General features: G+C 47.4%; 15 protein-coding genes. 3 read left to right on the top strand and 12 right to left on the bottom strand.

Annotated features, from left to right (window positions below; all coding sequences use genetic code 11):
- The first annotated feature begins 98 nt into the window (after positions 1–98).
- Together NG792_RS10235 and NG792_RS10230 are read left to right on the top strand one after the other, a co-directional pair.
- Positions 99–2,084: an efflux RND transporter periplasmic adaptor subunit gene (locus tag NG792_RS10235; RefSeq protein ID WP_261198830.1), complete on the top strand. Its 1,986-nt coding sequence runs from the start codon at positions 99–101 to the stop codon at positions 2,082–2,084.
- Positions 2,085–2,316: 232 nt separating this feature from the next.
- Positions 2,317–3,534: an ABC transporter permease gene (locus tag NG792_RS10230; RefSeq protein ID WP_261198831.1), complete on the top strand. Its 1,218-nt coding sequence runs from the start codon at positions 2,317–2,319 to the stop codon at positions 3,532–3,534.
- A gap of 58 nt (positions 3,535–3,592) precedes the next feature.
- Here the strand turns inward: NG792_RS10230 and NG792_RS10225 are convergent, their stop codons facing one another.
- From NG792_RS10225 to NG792_RS29085, 5 genes are all read right to left on the bottom strand, one after another.
- The gene (locus tag NG792_RS10225) at positions 3,593–4,648 is read right to left on the bottom strand and encodes a DNA cytosine methyltransferase (protein WP_261235373.1); all 1,056 of its coding nucleotides are present in this window, start codon (positions 4,646–4,648) and stop codon (positions 3,593–3,595) included.
- A gap of 269 nt (positions 4,649–4,917) precedes the next feature.
- A complete protein-coding gene (locus NG792_RS10220; protein WP_261198833.1) occupies positions 4,918–5,220 on the bottom strand; it encodes a hypothetical protein in 303 nt (100 codons plus the stop codon).
- A 607-nt stretch (positions 5,221–5,827) separates the two neighbouring features.
- Entirely contained in the window at positions 5,828–6,451 is a 624-nt protein-coding gene (locus NG792_RS10215) for an exopolysaccharide biosynthesis protein (RefSeq protein ID WP_261198834.1), read from the bottom strand.
- 274 nt (positions 6,452–6,725) lie between these two features.
- Positions 6,726–8,003, bottom strand: coding sequence for an adenosylhomocysteinase (gene ahcY / locus NG792_RS10210; protein ID WP_261198835.1), 1,278 nt, complete (start codon positions 8,001–8,003; stop codon positions 6,726–6,728).
- A 581-nt stretch (positions 8,004–8,584) separates the two neighbouring features.
- Complete coding sequence (locus NG792_RS29085; protein WP_353961705.1) at positions 8,585–8,728, bottom strand: DUF389 domain-containing protein; 144 nt, start codon at positions 8,726–8,728, stop codon at positions 8,585–8,587.
- A gap of 1,680 nt (positions 8,729–10,408) precedes the next feature.
- Here NG792_RS29085 and NG792_RS10205 point away from each other — a divergent pair.
- Positions 10,409–10,681 (top strand): hypothetical protein, encoded by a 273-nt coding sequence (locus NG792_RS10205; protein WP_261198836.1) that lies wholly within the window; start codon positions 10,409–10,411, stop codon positions 10,679–10,681.
- Between the two features lie 363 nt (positions 10,682–11,044).
- On the opposite strand, the gene NG792_RS10200 is transcribed toward NG792_RS10205, so the two are convergent.
- From NG792_RS10200 to NG792_RS10170, 7 genes are all read right to left on the bottom strand, one after another.
- Positions 11,045–11,440: a hypothetical protein gene (locus NG792_RS10200; RefSeq protein WP_261198837.1), complete on the bottom strand. Its 396-nt coding sequence runs from the start codon at positions 11,438–11,440 to the stop codon at positions 11,045–11,047.
- Positions 11,441–12,275: 835 nt separating this feature from the next.
- Positions 12,276–13,322 (bottom strand): N-acetyltransferase DgcN family protein, encoded by a 1,047-nt coding sequence (locus tag NG792_RS10195; RefSeq protein ID WP_261198838.1) that lies wholly within the window; start codon positions 13,320–13,322, stop codon positions 12,276–12,278.
- Positions 13,306–14,409 carry a dipeptide epimerase gene (locus NG792_RS10190; protein ID WP_261198839.1) on the bottom strand — a complete coding sequence of 368 codons (1,104 nt, stop codon included), beginning with the start codon at positions 14,407–14,409 and terminating at the stop codon, positions 13,306–13,308. Before NG792_RS10190 ends, NG792_RS10195 begins: the two co-directional genes overlap by 17 nt.
- A 352-nt stretch (positions 14,410–14,761) precedes the next feature.
- A complete protein-coding gene (locus NG792_RS10185) occupies positions 14,762–14,953 on the bottom strand; it encodes a chlorophyll a-b binding domain-containing protein (RefSeq protein WP_261198840.1) in 192 nt (63 codons plus the stop codon).
- Positions 14,954–14,958: 5 nt separating this feature from the next.
- Positions 14,959–16,065, bottom strand: a complete 1,107-nt coding sequence (locus NG792_RS10180) for a succinate dehydrogenase/fumarate reductase iron-sulfur subunit (protein WP_261198841.1) — start codon at positions 16,063–16,065, stop codon at positions 14,959–14,961.
- Between the two features lie 180 nt (positions 16,066–16,245).
- Entirely contained in the window at positions 16,246–17,586 is a 1,341-nt protein-coding gene (locus tag NG792_RS10175) for a hybrid sensor histidine kinase/response regulator (RefSeq protein ID WP_261235372.1), read from the bottom strand.
- A 347-nt stretch (positions 17,587–17,933) separates the two neighbouring features.
- A complete protein-coding gene (locus NG792_RS10170; protein ID WP_261235371.1) occupies positions 17,934–19,019 on the bottom strand; it encodes a GGDEF domain-containing response regulator in 1,086 nt (361 codons plus the stop codon).
- Positions 19,020–19,045: the final 26 nt, after the last annotated feature.

Here is a 19,045-nt window from a genome sequence, read left to right as displayed (position 1 = left end):
GCGATCGCGGCTTCAATCCTTCGTCAATCTGTCAGCCTAAATTTTTTATAAACATTATTAATCCGGGCACCTCTCCATCGGGAAACAGGAGTACCTTAATGCAACGGCCATCTAGTGTAGAGCAAGTTACCGACTCTCAAAATAACCATCAAAAACCCCCTCTACCTCCCCCCAAACCGGACAGTAAACCGGAAGGGAAATGGCGGTACAAACGGGTGATCATCGCGGCGATCGCTGCTGGATTATTAGGAGTCGGCGGTTTCGCCTATAAAACTTACCAAAACGCCCAACCTAAAACCGATGCGATCGCCGAAATTACCGTCCCCGTAGACACCCAAACCCTCACGGTCCGCATCCAAGCCAGTGGCACCGTCAGACCCATTCAGAGCGTCAACCTCTCCCCCAAAACCACAGGCCGGATTGCTGAATTATACGTCGAACAAGGGGACCAAGTAGAAGCCGGTGCGATCATCGCCCGCATGGAAAGTGAGGACGTAGAAGCGCAACGACTCCAAGCTACAGCGCGATTAGAACAAGCCCAAGCGCGACTCGCTCAACTGCGCGCCGGAAATCGTCCCCAGGAGATAGCTCAAGCGCGGGCGAGACTGGCGCAAGCCGAAGCCCAACTCGACCAACTGCGTGCCGGAAATCGGCCCCAGGAGATTCTCCAAGCCCGGGCCAGACTAGCTCAAGCTGAGGCCCAACTCGACCAACTGCGAGCGGGAAATCGGTCCCAGGAAGTGGCTCAAGCTGAGGCGAGACTGGCTCAAGCTGAGGCGCAACTGGCTCAACTGCGAGCGGGAAATCGGTCCCAGGAAGTGGCTCAAGCGCGGGCTAGACTCACTCAAGCTCAAGCGCGGCTAGATGCACTGCGTTCGGGGAGTCGGCAAGAGGAGATTGCTCAAGCTGAAAGTCAAATTGAAGAAGCTGAGGCTACCTTGTCCCTGACGGCAGAACGAGTGCGCCGGAATCAGGAATTAGTCAATGAAGGAGCAATTTCTCGCGATCGCTTTGATGAAGTGGTCACGGAAAATCGTCGGGCTCAAACCAATTTAGAGCGATCGCAGCAACGGTTAGAGCAACTGATTCGCGCTCGCCAAGAAGCGATTATCGAAGCCGAAGCCCAAGTCACCGAAGCTCGTCAAGCCTTAGAACTGCAAGCCAGCGGTGCTAGACCCGAAGAAATCACCCGCGCCGAAGCCCAAGTTGCCGAAGCTCGTCAAGCCTTGGAAATGCAAGAAATCGGTGCTAGACCCGAAGAAATCCTCCGCGCCGAAGCAGAAGTTGCCGAAGCCCGTCAAGCGGTGGACCTCCAAGAAAGCGGTGCTAGACCCGAAGAAATTACCCGCGCCGAAGCGGAAGTGATGGAAGCTAGACAAGCTTTATCGGTGCAACAAAGCGGTGCCAGACCCGAAGAACTCCTGCGAGTAGAGGCGGAAGTGCGGGAAGCCGAAGCGCAACTCAAAGCTGTAGAAGTCCAGGTGGAAGATACCATCATTCGCGCCCCCTTCGCGGGTCAAATTACCCAGCGATATGCTACCGAAGGCTCATTTGTTGCCCCAACCACAGCGGCATCGAGTGCGGGAAGTGCTACATCCACCTCGATTGTGGCCCTGGCGAGAGGGTTAGAAATCTTGGCCCAAGTCCCGGAAGCGGATATCAGTCGGATTCGCGCGGGTCAAAAGGTGGAGATTCGGGCCGATGCCTATCCCGATGAACAATTTCAAGGAAAGGTGAATTTAATTGCCCCCGAAGCGATTAAGCAGCAGGATGTGACCTTGTTTGAGGTGCGGGTGGATTTGGAATCTGGGATGGAGACGTTGCAATCGGGGATGAATGTGGATGTAACGTTTTTAGGGGACCAGTTGGATAATGCCTTGGTGGTTCCGACGGTGGCGATCGTCACCAACCGAGGGGAGACAGGGGTTTTGATTCCCGATGCGGAGGGTAAGGCGGAATTTCGGTCAGTAACGATTGGACCAACCCTAGGCAATCAAATTCAAATTTTGGAGGGTTTGAAACCGGGCGATCGCGTTTTTATTGGTCTTCCGGAAGGGCAAAAGTTGGAGGATATTTTAAAGTAATGGGTTTTGTATGATGGTAGAGCAGTGCTCTGGACGTTGGGCGGCTTAAGCGTTGGGTCCCGGACTGGAGGCAGAGCCTCCAACAGAGCATTACACGGCAGAGCCATGTAACGAGGTATATTGTTCTTTCTCCTCCCCCATCCTCCCCATCTTCCCCAACTCCCCCATCCTCCCCAACTCCCCCATCCTCCCCATCCTCCCCATCTCCCCTATCTTCATTATTCCTAAAACCATGAACTTCTTAGAAAGCGTCAAGATGGCATCAAAAACCCTCGTTGCCAATAAAATGCGAAGTAGTCTAACGATGCTAGGGATTATTATTGGCAATGCCTCGGTGATTGCGACGATTGGGATGGGTGAGGGGGCTCAGAGTTTTGTGGGTCAGCAAGTGGAATCTTTGGGGACAAATTTGTTATTTATTGTGCCGGGAAGTCCCAAGGCTCAAACTCGTCCGGTGAGTCCGCCTCAGACGTTGGTGTTAGGGGATGCGGAGGCGATCGCCTCTCAAGTTCCTTCCGTGAAGGAGGTTGCGCCCCAAATCACGGGGATGCAACGCATTACCTACGGCAATACCAATCAATCCACCACCGTTGTGGGGGTGACGCCGGAGTTTTTGACGGTTCGCAGTTTTGATGTTGCTCAGGGTCGGTTTATTACTAACTTGGATTTAAAGCGGAATGAACAGGTGGCGGCATTGGGTCCGGATATAGCGGAAACTCTATTTGGAAATACGGACCCGATTGGGAAACAAATCCGGATTAGAAATGTATCGTTTTCTGTGATTGGGGTGATGCAACCGAAGGGTTCCACATTTGGACAGAATCAGGATGATGTGGTGTTGATACCCTTGACGACGATGGCGAATCGAATTAGGGGGAATACTTCACCCTACGGGACGAGAATTAATTTTATTTCGGTGTCGGTGCAGAATGAGGAAAGTATGAGTGCGGCACAGTTCCAAATTGAGAATTTGCTGCGCCTGCGACATCAGATTATTGATGAAGATGATTTCACGGTTCGTAATCAGAAGGATTTGCAGGCAAGGATGGGGGCGATAACGGGGGCGTTAACGTTGTTGTTGGCGGCGATCGCCAGTATTTCTCTGTTTGTGGGGGGAATTGGGATTATGAATATTATGTTAGTTTCGGTGACGGAACGGACGAAGGAGATTGGGTTAAGAAAGGCGATCGGGGCGTCTCAGCAGGATATTTTAATGCAGTTTGTGATTGAGGCGGTGATTTTATCCGTTGCTGGGGGATTGGTTGGAGTATTTGTAGGGGTCAGTGGAATTCTGCTGATTGGGAGTTTTACGCCGTTTGATGCGGGAATTTCTACGATGGCGATCGCCTTAGCAACGGGAGTATCAGGTGCAACAGGGTTATTCTTTGGGGTAATTCCGGCTAAAAAAGCCGCTAAACTTGATCCAATTGTCGCCTTACGCGGGGCTTAAAAAAACCCAGGGCGTTGTTAACTTTTATTTGGCAAAAGGTTTGACAGCCGATAAAAACCTACCCCTGTGTAGCCCCACCCTTTCCTTGCGGAACACTACGCGAACAGGGTTCGGTTCTTTTGGACTCCTCTAATAGATTTTGCTGTTTAATTTGAACAGCTAATTCATGAATCATCGGGATACAAACTGAATTACCAATCTGTTTATAGCATTCTCCGCTACTAGAATACTTTTTAAAAGTATCGGGAAATCCCATAATTCTATAACACTCCTTAAGGGTTAATTTTCGCACGGCATTTTCTTCAGGAATATAAATAAAAAATCGGCCCGATGTTTCCTGGGAGGGTAAAGTCGGATGAACCCCTTTCACCGAATAAATCCGATTCGGTTGTCTATGAACTCTCGAAAGATGTTCTGTATTCGGTCTAATCCCAGTTTTCCAAATATTTTTATTACGATATCCGACAAAAATTAACCCGGAAGCTTGGGGTTTAGGATATTCAATTAATGTATAGTCTTCAGGCTTTAAATACTCAAATGGTCCTTCTTTATCTAAGAATTCTTCAAGACTAGGAGTAGGAATCTGTGGTTTGATTAAATCAAAGTTAAATTTTTTATTTAAAGTCCCAATAATAATCACCCGCTCTCGATTTTGGGGCAATTGGAAATCCTTGGAGTTCAATAAATTATAAGTGACACAATATCCTAAGTCTTCTAAGGAATAAAGAATCGTATCTAAAACTTTGCCTTGATCAAGATGTAGGAGGTGCTTAACATTTTCCAAGACAATCACTTGAGGTCTTTTTATTTCAATGATTTTGCATAAATGAAAAAATAGGGTTCCTCGCGTGTCCTTAAAACCATTGCGTTTTCCAGAGATACTAAAAGGCTGACAAGGGAAACCGGCTGTTAGGACATCATGATTTGGAATATTTTGAATATCTAAAGTAGTAATATCTTTTTCAGGTAAATCCCCAAAATTTTGATGATAAACCTTCTGGCAAGCTTCATTAATTTCACAGGAGTAAACACAATGATAGCCAGCTTTTTCAAACGCTATACGGAATCCTCCAATTCCGGCAAATAAGTCAATAAATTTAATTGAATTAGTCACTAATCTTTAACGGGAAGTGAATTTAAAAAATTATAGCATCTAACCTACAGAAATCGCAGCAGCGGTTGGAGCAACTTGCCCAGAGTTTAAGGGAGGCGTATCCGCTGCAATGGGGTGATTCCGGCTAAAAAAGCGGCTCAACTTGATCCGATTGTCGCCTGGTGGGGTGTCGAGGGTGTTTATCTTCTTCACAAGTTGTCTACAAACTAAAAGCGATCGCCCTTTGTTGTTGGTAGCGATCGCTTGTTTATTTTTATAATCACAGGATTTTAAGAGCTTTTGCTAACTAATCTGAAGCGTCCCCAAAAATCTACATAGTGCACATTAGAGTTCGCGGATACCCGTACTGAACCCATTGTCAATGCGGTTTGCTTTACAATTCTTAACTCTTCAGGATATCTCGGCTGGGGGTCGTTTTCTAACCAAATCGGGGGGACCATCATGGGGTCGTAGGCGGCAATGGTATCGATGACTCCGGGGCGATTCTTGAACTGTACCTGCTGTCCCGGGTGAAAAACCACCGCTTCTTCTTGTTCTAGGTCCTTGTCAAATCCAATTGTGACAGCAACCATAAAATTCTCCTTATATCCTTGTATTTTTATTTAGACTAACCTTTTTTGGTCAAGGTTTGGTAAAAAAGACAAAATTTGTTACAAAATTGACAGAAAAATAAAAGTTCTTCAAAACCGGCTTTTTGAATCTATCTTAGGGTAGGTGTCAAAGGGGAATCTACAGCCTTAAAACCAACGAATATCAGAGGTTTTAGCCGGTGACTGAGCCAATTTGTTCTACTGTTCATCAGGATTGAGGCAGCCACTTTATCCCGAAAACCTTTGATAGAGGGTTGTTCTAGGGATTCTAACAAGACTCAGCTCACAATAATCTGGAAAAATTATTAAGCTTAGGAGGAGTTAGGGACAGGATCAGGACAAGTTTTACCAATTGATAAGTAATTGTGCTTAAAGAGTAATTTTTGTCCACTTCAAAATGTCTGGCTTGTCAAGCCCTTATCTCTCGAAAATTTCAGGAAATAAGTAAATAGACTTACTTCAGATAAAAATAAGAGAGGGACACCGATTAAGCGGGCGTCCCTCCCCTTTCAATAGAAATCAAGTGTTAAATCCAGAGATTCAAGGCAGGCATTGTCTAAAGAGGTGACTGCTTTTGAATCCAATTGAGTTACTGTGCCAGCCAGTTTTGGATGATGTCCAGCAAGCTGGAACCCCCAAACCAAAGAGCCATCAAAATAGAGGACGAGAGAATAAATCCCATCACACACAGCACTAACCCAGCCAGGGTAATGGCTCCATCGTCATCAAGTAAGCCAAAGCCGGTCACGAAAATGCCCATCGCCGGTAAGGTATTGGTCCCGGGGATGGGAATCATCATCGAAATGGCCATCAGGGCGATCGCACTCCCAATAACGACCCGACCCCCTAAAGTTGTGCACATATAGGTCAAGCGGGGACGAGAGAGCAACTCGATTTTTTCCAACCAGGGAATCCCAGCTTTTAAAATGCCTTGGACCTTCGATAAGGCGATCGGGTAATTCATAACCCGATTGGGCATCCAAGGACGTTGTGCCCCAGCAACTAGCTGAACCGCCAGGATAAAAATAACAATTCCAAATGGAGTCGAGTATCCGGGCGCCGGTAGGGGTAAAGCTGAAGGTAACGCCAAGAAGACAAACAAAAATCCAAAAATGCGTTCTCCAGCCAGCAGGATAATATCCGCTAAAATTACCCCTTCCGAACGTTCTTCTTCAAAAAAATAGCGATGCAATTCAACAGAAAGTCGAGCCACAGGATTTAGGTGAACGGCGAGAGGAGGGAGATGAGGAGGATGGGGGAGATAGGGCGGATAGGGGAGATAGGGAGAAGAGGGAGAAGGGTTTGAATTTTTCCTGTCTTTTTAGTCTTTATCCTTACCCTTTCATCCCGCATATTCTGATGACATCAGAAGTCTTGAAGCCTTCCAGTCCCCCCCTTGGCAACGCCATCGGGTTAGGGGGGGTCTCTTCAGACTCTTAACAGAAATCTATATCTTCCACTTCCGCAAAGAAGACAACCCCGTAATTTTAAGTGCCAGAGGTCCAAGAATTCATGTATTCTACTTGATCCGAAGTGAGGGTATCCATGTTGATTCCCATTGCTTCGAGTTTCAGACGAGCAATCTCCTGGTCTACTTCCCGGGGAATGGAGTGTAAACCGGGTTGCAACTTGCCTTTATTCTTGACTAAATATTCGCAAGCCATTGCTTGGTTGGCAAAGCTCATATCCATCACCGCGCTGGGGTGTCCTTCGGCAGCGGCGAGGTTAATCAAACGTCCTTCTCCCAGGACGATGACAGATTTGCCAGATTTGAGGTGATATTGTTGGGTAAACGGACGCACGGTGCGAACTTCCGAGGCTTCTGCTCCCAGGGCCTTGAGGTCAATTTCGATGTCGAAGTGGCCGGAGTTACAGACGATCGCCCCATCTTTCATCTGAGCGAAATGCTCACCGCGAATGACGTGCTTGTTGCCGGTTACAGTAATGAACAAATCGCCTTCAGCAGCAGCTTGTTCCATTGGCATGACGCGGAATCCGTCCATCGTGGCTTCTAGGGCACGCACGGCGTTGATTTCCGTAACGATGACGTTAGCACCCATACCCCGGGCGCGTAAGGCGGTCCCTTTGCCACACCAGCCATATCCAGCAACGACAATGGTTTTACCCGCCAATAAGAGATTAGTAGCGCGGATGATGCCATCTAGGGTGGATTGACCCGTCCCATAGCGGTTATCAAAGAAATGTTTGGTTTCGGCGTCGTTGACGTTCATTGCCGGGAAGGAAAGTACGCCATCTTTGAACATGGCGGCGAGGCGCACGATGCCGGTGGTGGTTTCTTCGGTGGTGCCGATGATGTCGGGGAGTTGATTTTGGCGATGTTGGACGAGGTGTACGGTGACATCGCTACCGTCATCGATGATGATGTTGGGTTTGTGATCGAGGGCGATTTCAACGTGACGGTTGTAGGTGGCGCTGTCTTCTCCCTTGATAGCGAAAACGGGAATTCCATAATCTACCACTAGACTCGCGGCGACGTCATCTTGAGTGCTCAGGGGGTTGCTGGCAATCAGGACTGCATCTGCACCACCAGCTTTTAAGGCGATCGCAAGATGGGCAGTTTCGGTGGTGACGTGGCAGCAGGCAGATAAGCGGATGCCAGCGAAGGGCTTTTCTTTGGCAAAGCGATCGCGGATCAGCCCTAGAACCGGCATTTCGCGTCCTGCCCATTCAATTCTTTGTTTGCCTAAAGGAGCCAGAGAAAGGTCTTTGACTTCGTGTTTGAGCTGAGTGGTGGTTGCTGTCATCGAACGGGTTCCTAAAAATAACAAATTGCCATGACTTATCTACCTTACTCTATCGTTCCCTGGGTCGGCAGGGCGATCGCCAAATTTGTTCGGGTGAGCTTCTCCTCTCGGGTTCCTCTGGCGTTTCTACCTCGGTGAGGAGTCTTTTGAACTGGACCATTGTAGTTTTTCTAGCAGGGATGTGGGCAGCTCAATGGGTCCCTCAGAGTCCGGATTCCCCGGATCCATGACAGCGCAAACTTCCCGCACTTGACTTTGTTGAAACACTAGGGTAGCTCGTTTTCAAATTCCCCTAGAAACCTACTGTTCAACTTGTTGCACCTCTTTGGAGGTAATGGATTCTCTGGCTTGAAGTTTAAGTACACTTCCAGGGGTTTTTGATTCCCCTCTATTTCCAGTTTTTTTTCAGCCACTCCCTTGCTACATAACGATAAAACTTTCTTGTTTGAGTATGTCCTTAAGTGTGGCTCTAAAAATGGCCTCTCTGCGTAAGTTACAAAAGCTTAGAAACAGGGAAATAACTATCACTCCCGTTTAGGCTAATGTCCATCTCAAGGCTGAACCAATTGTGGGTTTTCAACCTAAAAATATTCTCCCCAAACAACAACGAGCAGACAGGCGGGGATAATCCCTAAAAAGTTGGCAAAATAGAGGAGAAATGCTCCTCCACTTCCGAGATAGTAGCCTCGGGAGAGCCTAAACCCCACGACGCACAAGGGTGGCATTAAGGCAAGCAAGCGCAGGTTCGGGCCTTACTTGCTTTCTGGGCAGAGATTTGGGTATCCTCTGAGAAGCGTTGCTCCACCCAAACGATTTTTATCCGGTTTTCTTCATCCACTTGACCCTATCCCCAAGAGGTACGGAGGGGGATCCTCTCCTGGGGCGATCGCCCCAGGAGAGGTAGCCGATCAAGGCTGGCCCGAGGGGCGTTTTTTTCTCTAAGTAACCCCTGTGCCTTCCCCAGATAAATGGGCGATAATACTTCATACTAAAGGGAGAGGATGTAGTGATAAAGTAAAAGATATATTTTCTGTAGGTTCAAATTTAAAGGACAAATTTGATACCCGATTCATTTGGAGCCATGACGCCGCCCTTTGGGGGTTAAAAACGGCTCGTTTATCGCTCATTAAAGTTAGATTAGTTTTAAAAGTATTAGAAGAGTTACGGAGCTAGAATTATGGTAAATGAACTCGATAAAGAGCTGAGAAAATGCCGAGCCTTCTTAAGTCTAGCCCTCTGCCTGGTGTTAGCCAATTTTGCTGTATCTTTCAAGTTTCCCGAACTGCCCCAAACTAGGGATGAGCCATTGGAATCAGGGTTGTGTGAGCAGCGAATGGTAGGCATTTTTCACTCCGGCAATAGGATCCTCGACAAATTTTGCTTGTCTGTAGTCTCCCTATAAATAACGGCGTTAAGGGGGAGCCTTAGAGTCGCCGTCAACATCCCTGGTATGTGGGCAGTCCAGAAGAACTGCTAGGGATAACCCCGATCGCTTGGGCTAGTTAAAAGTTGTGAAGGCATCTGTTCCCCTCCATCGGCATCACCTAACGAGAACTGCCTGAGCGTTACCCCCACCCCGATCGCTAGGGTCTCAATTTTTGACCCTCCATTCCCTGGGATGCAGCGGATTTTTACGACAAAAGATGCTCCGTAAGAGCTAGGGTCGGTGAGGGCCTCCAATTAATGATGGCAGCGCCTCCCCCGAAAAGAGCCTCACCCAACCGGCGGCAGTATTTCTGGGGCGTGGGGGTGCGATCGCCAGGGTGCGTTTTCGGGTGGTTTTGGGGTCTTGGCCACCGAGTGAGGGTTAGTGGTCCCTCGTAACTAACCTGACTTTGCTTGACCGGAAGGACAAGGCATCGCCTTGCTTTAAAACGCTATTGAAGGTTTCAGTTGATCATTCGGAGTTGCCGGACTGGGGTTGGGATGGATCTGTGTTGCTCCTTGTTACATCTACTCCCTCACCGATCAGGGAATGGTTTATCTATCTCAGGAGTGAGATATGTTATCTATCTCATGTAGCCTAACCCATTTTCCTCGTTTAAAATGCCCGTTTACATCAGCGACCAAATAAATTAATAAGATGTAACCTGAGAAAGATGAAAATTCTCTAGCTATTAGATAGGATAAATAGGATGAAAGCATAAGTTACTTTGATCGGGTTCAAGAATTTAGAGGTCTCCCCTGTTAATCATCTAACAAGGGAGAATCCAAGTAAAGTGTTGATTACCAACCCTTTCAAGTGATCCAGCCCTACTTCTTACCCCTTCTTTAGCTAGGAAATATTTCAACAGCAAGGGCAAATCCATTGCTACGGTATTTCCAGATTTTTCCAACAGTGGTGGATAATTTCCACTCTTGTTTACCTTAATAAAAAAGTTCACACAACAAAGCAAAGAGGTTTTATGAGCGACTACAAGAGAATTGACAAAAGACGGACTGCTAATCCCGGCGATCGCATTGCTGATGAAGAGCAAACTATTGAAGAAAAATCTAAACAACTCGCGGTAGATTCTCCTGATATTACCGGAGACCATATTCAGGTTCCCACCTATTTTATCGTGGAAGATGAAGACGGCCATCAGGAAGCACTTCATCATGTCAAAGATGCAGAAGAAATTTCTGACGTCATTCGCCAAGCGCGAACCGATGAAGATGGGAATCGTAAGTGGTGGTAAAGTGATCATCTCCTCAGACTAGGATATTTTCAGCATCCCTGCTGAACACCAGATGTACCTCAACAGTATCTCTGGTGAAATATCTAATCTAAGGGAGTAGATGAACATTTTTAAAGTCTAAATCCGCCCTCCCCCCTGGCGGCAATCTACAAAATGCCCCACCCTCCCCGAAAGAGGGGAGGGGAGGATAGGGGAGAGGGAAAGCGCCTCCCTTGAAAAAATTTTGTGGGGAATGTAACGCGATCGCCCTGTAGGTGGAGCAGTACATAGACTGCCCCTCCTCTGGACTGGAGGCGAGGGGTAACTCCTAAATCCTTTAGGTCCCCTATCAGTAATTCAGAACTTGGGCCGATGTATCTTTTTCTAAGACATCACTTCTTCATTACTAGAATAGTCCGGACATTGCGTCGCTTCAGTACGCAGGACCTTATCGGGTTGGACGGCACATTTTAGATAAGGATTATTTTTAAAATATTTACAATTTGTGCAGGGTAATTGACTCACTGGCGGTAAGTTAGAGAGGCGACTCCGGACTGATTTCCAAAAATTAAAGTGCATGACAAACAACACGACCCACACCACTGCAGCAAAGGAAAGCGGTACTAATAATAGATCGCTGGTAGAAAAGCTTTGCTGGGGTCTCATGGGAGACTGATAGGCTGGAATTTCAATTTGTTCTGAAGCATTTAACTCCAGAGCCCCTGTGCTAGAGAGGGTGACGCGATTTGTGCTGTCCTGATAGGTTGGAATCTGATTCATCTTTTTTAACTCTGTATGTTTAGGATGGTTTAGCCAAATATATCCGTCTTCAAACCTTTAAGAAAAATTTTTCTAAAAGCCAGCCGTTCTCTGGGGAAGAACTCTCCCGATTTGAGCGGGGAGACTCTACCCTATTTCACTGAAATGAGGTACAGCAGTTGGATTCACTTTCACCCCTCAATTCTTCCCCCGAGTCCCCGGGTTCTCTTGCCTAACAATTCGCCTTTTTTTTCCCCCATTCTTTCTCTGGGGTAATCCTTAAAGAAAACTGGGATGCTTAGGGGTAAGGGGATTTAAAAGAATCCTTGATGGACTTCATCCAAACGAAAACGCCATAAAAACTTATAAAAAAGAAAGCGCGTTCAAAGGGTTACCCAAAATATAACTTAGAAATAAATCGGGTGATCTCTTTCTCTGGTTGGGTTTATCTCTTCCTCTCAATATACCCCTAGGCTGAAGTTTAGTTTTTCGCCGATCGCTGGAATTTTTACTGGCTTAACTCAATTAAATTGCTGAGATAATTCTCCGAGAAATTTCCCGAACTCCCCTTAAGATGAGTGTCTTTCCAGGTGAAGCCAACGGGCAATTTGCTCCCGGGACTGGGATAACATTCAGGTGGATTTCCCTAGGGGTTTGTAGAGGATACCCAGACAGTTGAGCTGATCGCGCCGGGAGTAATTTTGCGGTGACGGGACCTGGGTACAGGGGGTCAACTGCCTCATCGCGTGGTATTCCCATAGTTTATCCATGAGTTAAACCGCCGGGATCCCTCGCGGGATAGATTTAAAACCCGTTTTCTACAGGGGTATTAGGGGAGGGATATTTTTCCCGGGGGTTAGGGGGCTAAAATGGCATCAAGCAATTTCTCGGGTCCGAAACGAATAGGATCCGTGCAGGGGAGTCCGGTTTCCGTTTCAATTTGCTCAATCGCCTCTCGGGAAGCCGCCTCATCTAAATCGCGAGAATTGAGGGCGACTGCTACAACCTGGGAGGGAGTCAAAGCCCCAGCGGCACTGGCAACCTGTTCATACAAGGCGATCGCCTCGGACAAGGGAGGAATCGGCACATGGGGATGGTTTTTAATATGGGTTTGTCCTGCCCGATGCACGAGAACTAAGTGAGTCGGTTGACTCCCCCGCAACAAGGGTAAAGTCGCCGTAGAACCGGGATGAAACAACGACCCCTGTCCCTCCACCAAAATCAAGTCACAATCGGTAGCACATTGCATCACCGCTTGTTCCACCGCCCCCGCAGCAAAGTCTACTCGCACTGCATCCAGGGCCACCCCTGAACCGGCAATCATCAACCCCGCTTGACCCGTGGCCACAAATTGCGACTGCACCCCGCGCTGTTGGGCGAGGCGATGAATTTCCAAACAAGTAGACATTTTCCCGATCGCCATATCTGTCCCCACGGTCAACACCCGGGGACAAGCCAATTGCCGCGCCTGGGCACTGCCGATTTTCAGTCCCGGGGGTTCTTGTCGGACATCCCAAATCCACTGTCCCTCCCGCAAGGGAAACGGCAGATCCGGATGATGATTTAAAGGGGTATGCAACCCATTCACAATCGATAATCCCGCCGAAATAGCGCGACGGAGTTCCTCAAACCACTCCGGAGGTAACGCACCCCCAGGCGGTGCAATCCCGATCGCCAGGACATCCGGGTTCAGGGCGAGGGCCGCATCCACCGAGGCCACAATTGGCACATCTCGGGCAATTCCCGTGAGTTCTCGTAGCGACTGTCCCGCCGACTCGCCATCGATGACGGCGACCATATTGCCTTCGCTGTATCTCAACAAGGTTAACCCGGTTTTCCCGATCGAACCTACAATGCCTTGATGTTGCAGAATGGCAACGCGATGATTAGCTGTTATACGCACGACGTTGTACTCCTAAACCCGGTAGATCATTGGGCAGCAAACGTCCCTCCTGGACGATCGCCCCGGTAAACGGATCGTCAATTAAATTCAGATGACTATCTAAATCCAGATAATCCGCTAAGGGTGAGAGGTGAGACAGGGCAGTATTTGCCACCACACTATCGGAATAACACCCGAACATCACCTGCAATCCGCAGGCATTGGCGGTGTGAATCATCCGCATCGCTTCTGTTAATCCCCCACATTTCATCAGTTTAATATTAATTCCATGAACGCGATCGGCCAAGGGGATAATATCCGCCCGGGTAAAGCAGCTTTCATCCACGAAAATCGGTAAGGGAGATTCCCGATAAAGGTGCAGTAATTCCTCTTGTGCTGCTACCGGGAGGGGTTGTTCTAAATATTTCACCCCCCGACTGCTCAACCAGTGACTCATGGTGACTGCATCCTCTAGGGTCCATCCGCCATTGGCATCAATGCTAAACCCTGAACCCCGTGGGGCTTCCTCTTGGACCGCTAAGAACATAGCGCGATCGGCCTCAATTCCCGCAGGAGAGCCTAATTTTACCTTAATCGCACAACCTTGGGTTGCCGGGACTGCCTCGGTTTCGCGACTGTCTGAGTCTAAATTAAACCAATGTCGGACCCGGGTTCGGGCCGCCTCGGGGCTACTAATGCCAATAGTGAGAGAGGTAGGGACGATCCGACTGCGATCGAGTCCCCACAATTGCCACAAGGGAAGTCCGACTTTTCTCCCTAACCAATCCTGTAACGCCGTATCTAAACCCGCTTGGGCTGCTGATGGGAATTTCCCCTCTTTTGTGAGAGTCATCAACAACCCTTCAATTTCCTGGCGATCGAGGGGACTAAACCGTTCCAATTGCGGGGCAACTTTCTGTAATGCAGCAACAATTTCCGGTGTTGTTTGAGGTGTACCCCCAGCAGAAAACGGCGATGCTTCCCCCCATCCCGTTATCCCTTCAGCTTCCACTTTGACTAAAACATTTGTACTTTGAGCCGTGGTTCCGCGACTAATTGTTAGGGCAAACCGTTTATGGACGGTAAAGGTTTCAATCTTAATTTTCATAATTTTATAGTCACGATTTCATATAGAATATGGTACTGATAATTCTATAAAAACCCGTAGCGTCAAGCCCGGGGAGGAAAGCGGACAAAGCCCGCCTGCGCGGGCTAATAGATAAACACTACTTTTGACAACCGGATTGAGTATCAGTTGGTCTCAATTGTTCGTAGTCATGACTTCAGTCGTTTTCAATTGTTTGCAGTAATACCAAATCCTGTTATCAAAGACCTCCTTTACTCTCCAGAAAAGCGTAGGCAGGCTTTGTCCGTATAGCCTCCGGGCTTGAGCCTGCGGCATAGCTGGGGATAACCACTGAAGTTGTTACTACAAACTTTCCGATTGATTCCGGCTGAAATTACCGCAATCCTAACCAGGTAAAGAGGTCTTGATGGGTGACAGCTTCGAGTAAGAGCAACCCGAGAAAGGCAATCATAGCAACTCGACCATTCATGCGTTCGGCATATTCGGTCCATCCAAAAGCCGGTTCAGGTTCGGCGGGTAAATCTTGAATGGGGGGTGGGGTAGGGGTGGTTTTTTGCTCAGTCATCGGTGTTATTTTTTAGGAGCTTTCGAGGATTTAGATTCGAGGGCTTGAACGGATTCAATCAGCGATCGCACTTCTTTTGTGCCTTCAGAGGGTTCAAAGGTTATGGGCAGCTTACCCCGTTTGATGGACTGAAATCCTACGGGAGCAAGGCTTAATAATCCTTTGATATCCCGGAAGAAATTACCCACGACCATCACGGCAAATTTGCGTTCATCGACCCATCCGCCTTTTTTGACTAAATCAATTAAGACTTTGCGATGACGAATGGGACGACTGGCTTGATCATCGTTGCGATCGAGAATTTCGTCCTTAATTTTACCAATTTTATCCAGGGGTTCAACTCCCATTGGACAAACGGAATTACAGTAAAAGCAGCGGGTGCAACTCCAGACCCCGGAGTTAGTTTGGTTATAGTTTTTTAAGCGGGATTCGGTTTGGTCATCGCGATCGTCTTCCACCATGCGATAAGCTTTGGCCAGGGCATGGGGACCGACAAACTGCGGGTTCACTTCCACGGCGTTACATTCAGAATAGCAGGCACCGCAGAGGATACAATTGCCGCTTTCCTCTAGGCGCGATCGCTCCTCGGGAGTTTGGAGAAATTCTCGTTCGGGGATTTTCCGGGCACTATTACTCACATAGGGATCAACGGCTTCCAGATTGTTCCAAAACCGCTGCATATCCACTACTAGATCCTTGACAACCGGCATATTTCCCATAGGCGCAATGGTAATTTCGGGAATGGCTCCCGGTGCAGTCGCCCTTGGGGGTGCGCCCGGTAAGGCATTGAGTGCCGAGTTCTCCGTTTGGTCTAGAACCCCGGTGGCGGACCCAGTTTCGGTACTCTGTTCCGCAATTTGGTTCAAGCGCGCCAGTTCAGCGCCGATATTCTCTTTACAGGCGAGGGCAGAACGGCCATTAATCCGCATCGAGCAACTGCCGCAAATGGTATTACGGCAATTTTTACGAAAGGCGAGGGTTCCGTCTTGCTCCCATTTAATCCGATTCAGACAATCGAGGATAGTATTCCCCGCTTCTACATCGAGTTGATAGGTCTGGATCCGAGGGCCAGTATTTTGGCTTTGTCGAACGATTTTAAATAAAACTTGCATGATGGCTACCCAATCCCGTCAGGGAACTGCTTCGATTATATATTGTAAGCCGATTTGCACAGGATAAGGATCGGTGATTTTTTTTCCGGGGGTCCGGTCCTATCCTCTGTGTCCTCGTAAGGGGGCTTCAGCCGCGTCACCAGGACATAGAGGAGGGATATGTTTGGGGGGATATCCCTGCTATTTTGCTCTGTCTTGGCGACAGTGAATGGGCAATTTGAGGGTAAAAGTGGTTCCGGTTCCGGGCGAACTCTGACAATCAAGGGTTCCCCCATGTCCTTCTACGATAATTTGGTAGGAAATCGATAATCCTAATCCGGTACCATATCCGACTTCTTTCGTGGTAAAAAATGGGTCGAAGGCTTGTTGTTGTAATTCAAGGCTCATTCCGGGACCATTATCGGCGATGGAGAGGGTGACGGTGTTTTCTGTAGGCTGTGCGGTGTTGATCCAGATGGTGGGGGAAGGAGTTTCCGGGCCGATCGCGCCTTCGTCATGGCTATTGGGGAGGGAGTGGCGATGGCGATCGCCCGACTCTAAGGCATCGATCGCATTCGTGAGCAGATTCATAAAGACTTGATTAAGTTGAGCGGCATAGCACTGAACTAGGGGGAGTGGAGTATAGTTTTTAATAACAGTAATTCCCGGGCGATCGTCACTTCCTTGCAGGCGATGCCCTAACATCATTAAAGTGCTCTCCAATCCTTCATGCAGATCCACGGATTTGAGTTCCGCTTCATCCAGTCGGGAGAAATTGCGTAGAGATTCCACAATGGTGCGGATCCGTGCTGCTCCCCCTTCCATTGAGATAACTAATTTTGGGAAATCCTCCACGATAAATTCTAACTCAATTTCTTCTTCCAATTGTTGAATTTCCGAGGGAATTGAGCCTAAAGCCTCCCGATACTGATCAATCAATGTTAATAGCTGGTTGACATAAGTTTTCACATAAGTCAGATTGCCGTAAATAAAATTAACAGGATTGTTGATTTCGTGGCAAACTCCTGCCACCAAATGACCCAGACTGACCATTTTTTCATTTTGAATCAGTTGGTTTTGAACGTTCTTTAGATCCGTTAATGTTTGTTCTAATACCCGATTTTTATCCACCAGTTGCATTTGGAGCGATCGCAATTTTAATTGATGCTCCACCCGCACCAAAACTTCGGCTTCGTGAAAAGGCTTGGTAATATAATCATTTCCTCCCACTTCAAAAGCTTTAATTTTATCAAAAACATCATCCAGCGCACTAATAAAAATGATGGGGATTTCCCGGGTTGTAGGATTAGCCTTGAGCTTGGAACAAACCTGATAACCATTCATTACTGGCATATTAATATCCAGCAAAATTAAATGCGGTGAACTTAGCTCTACCGCATTGAGTGCTAGGTGAGGGGTGAGGGCTTTACGAACTCGATAACCTTGTTTGGAGAGAATTATCGACAAAAGCCGGAGATTATCCGGGGTATCATCAACAATGAGAATATCTGAAGGGTGGGGGTTTGGGTTATTTTTATTCATCAGCTTATAAAGGGTCACTCAATCAATAAAATTTAAAAAAGTTGATGCGCTTAAGTCTATCAAACTTTAAAGAGCTTGTCGAGGAGATTATGTCCAATCCCTCACCCTTACCCGATCGCGAATAAAACAGCATTCCTTGCCCCAAGTGATACAAATCTGCTTGTTAAAAGTTGTTTTTATCCAATAGCGGGCTGAGGCAGGCTTTGTCCTTGTAGACCCACCCTTGAGGGTGCGGGTTTTTATAGGTCTTTGAAAACCGGATTCCGTATGAGCAGCGCAAAACCCGAGGCAAGCAACCGGGCTGATGGCTCTTCTTCATGGCTGTAAATAACGCTCTAATCTGGCATTTATTCCCGAAAGTCGCATCGACAGCTTCCACATTCAAACGCTTCACCCTGGGCTTGATTTAGGTAAGTACAATAGCAATTCCTACCGCTTTGCTTGGCTTGATAGAGGGCTTTGTCAGCACTTAAAATCAGGGCATCTAGGGACTCTTGATCCGTGGGAATCATCGTAGAAATTCCGAGACTAATGGTTACGATATCACAGACATCAGATGCACAATGCTTGATATCTAGCTGCTGTATTTCCCGCTGAATTTTGCGGGCGACGGATAAGGCCCCAGCAGAATGGGTATGGGGGAGGATGGCGGCAAATTCTTCGCCACCATAACGGGCGACTAGATCTGCCGGACGTTTAACCGCCTGACAAATGGCTTGGGCAACCTGTTTTAAACATTCATCTCCGGCGGGATGACCATAAGTATCGTTATAGGCCTTAAAATAATCAATATCGCATAAAATTAAGGATAAAGGATGATGTTGTCGTCCTAGGCGGAGCCATTCTTGCTTGAGATGTTCATCAAATTTGCGGCGGTTCGATACTTCAGTTAAACCGTCAATAGAAGCCAATTTTTGTAATTTTTGATTGGCGGTTTTTAAAGCTATTTCTGCCTTTTTTCGATGGGCAATTTCCCGCATGAGTAGAACATTTTTTTCTTCTAAAATTTTATTTTTTTCTTGAAGTTCCGCTTGTAAGCGTTTGATTTTTAGTTGGTTTTCAATGCGGGCAATTACTTCTTCTAGCTGAAAGGGTTTAGTAATATAATCAATTCCCCCAACTTGAAAAGCTTTAATTTTATCCCATACGTCATCTAAAACACTGATAAAAATAATGGGAATATTCTCGGTTTTTTCTGAGTGCTTTAAAGCGGTACAAACTTCATATCCATTCATATATGGCATATTAATATCTAGGAGAATTAAATCCGGGATTAAGGCATGGGCCGCCGTAATCGCCATTTCTCCATTCAAAGCCTTACGAATATAATAGCCATGCTTCGTCAAAATAGAGGATAAAACCCGCAAATTATCCGGGGTGTCATCCACAAGCAGAATATTTCCTTTGCAGGGGATATCTAATTCCTCAATCATAATCTGTGCATCCCTTTTATGATTAA

Origin of the sequence: Laspinema olomoucense D3b (genome assembly GCF_025370785.1) — a bacterium.
Classification (GTDB): Bacteria; Cyanobacteriota; Cyanobacteriia; order Cyanobacteriales; family Laspinemataceae; genus Laspinema; species Laspinema olomoucense.
The sequence above is the reverse complement of the archived record's forward strand: the minus strand, read 5'-3'. Positions and strand labels throughout refer to the sequence as shown.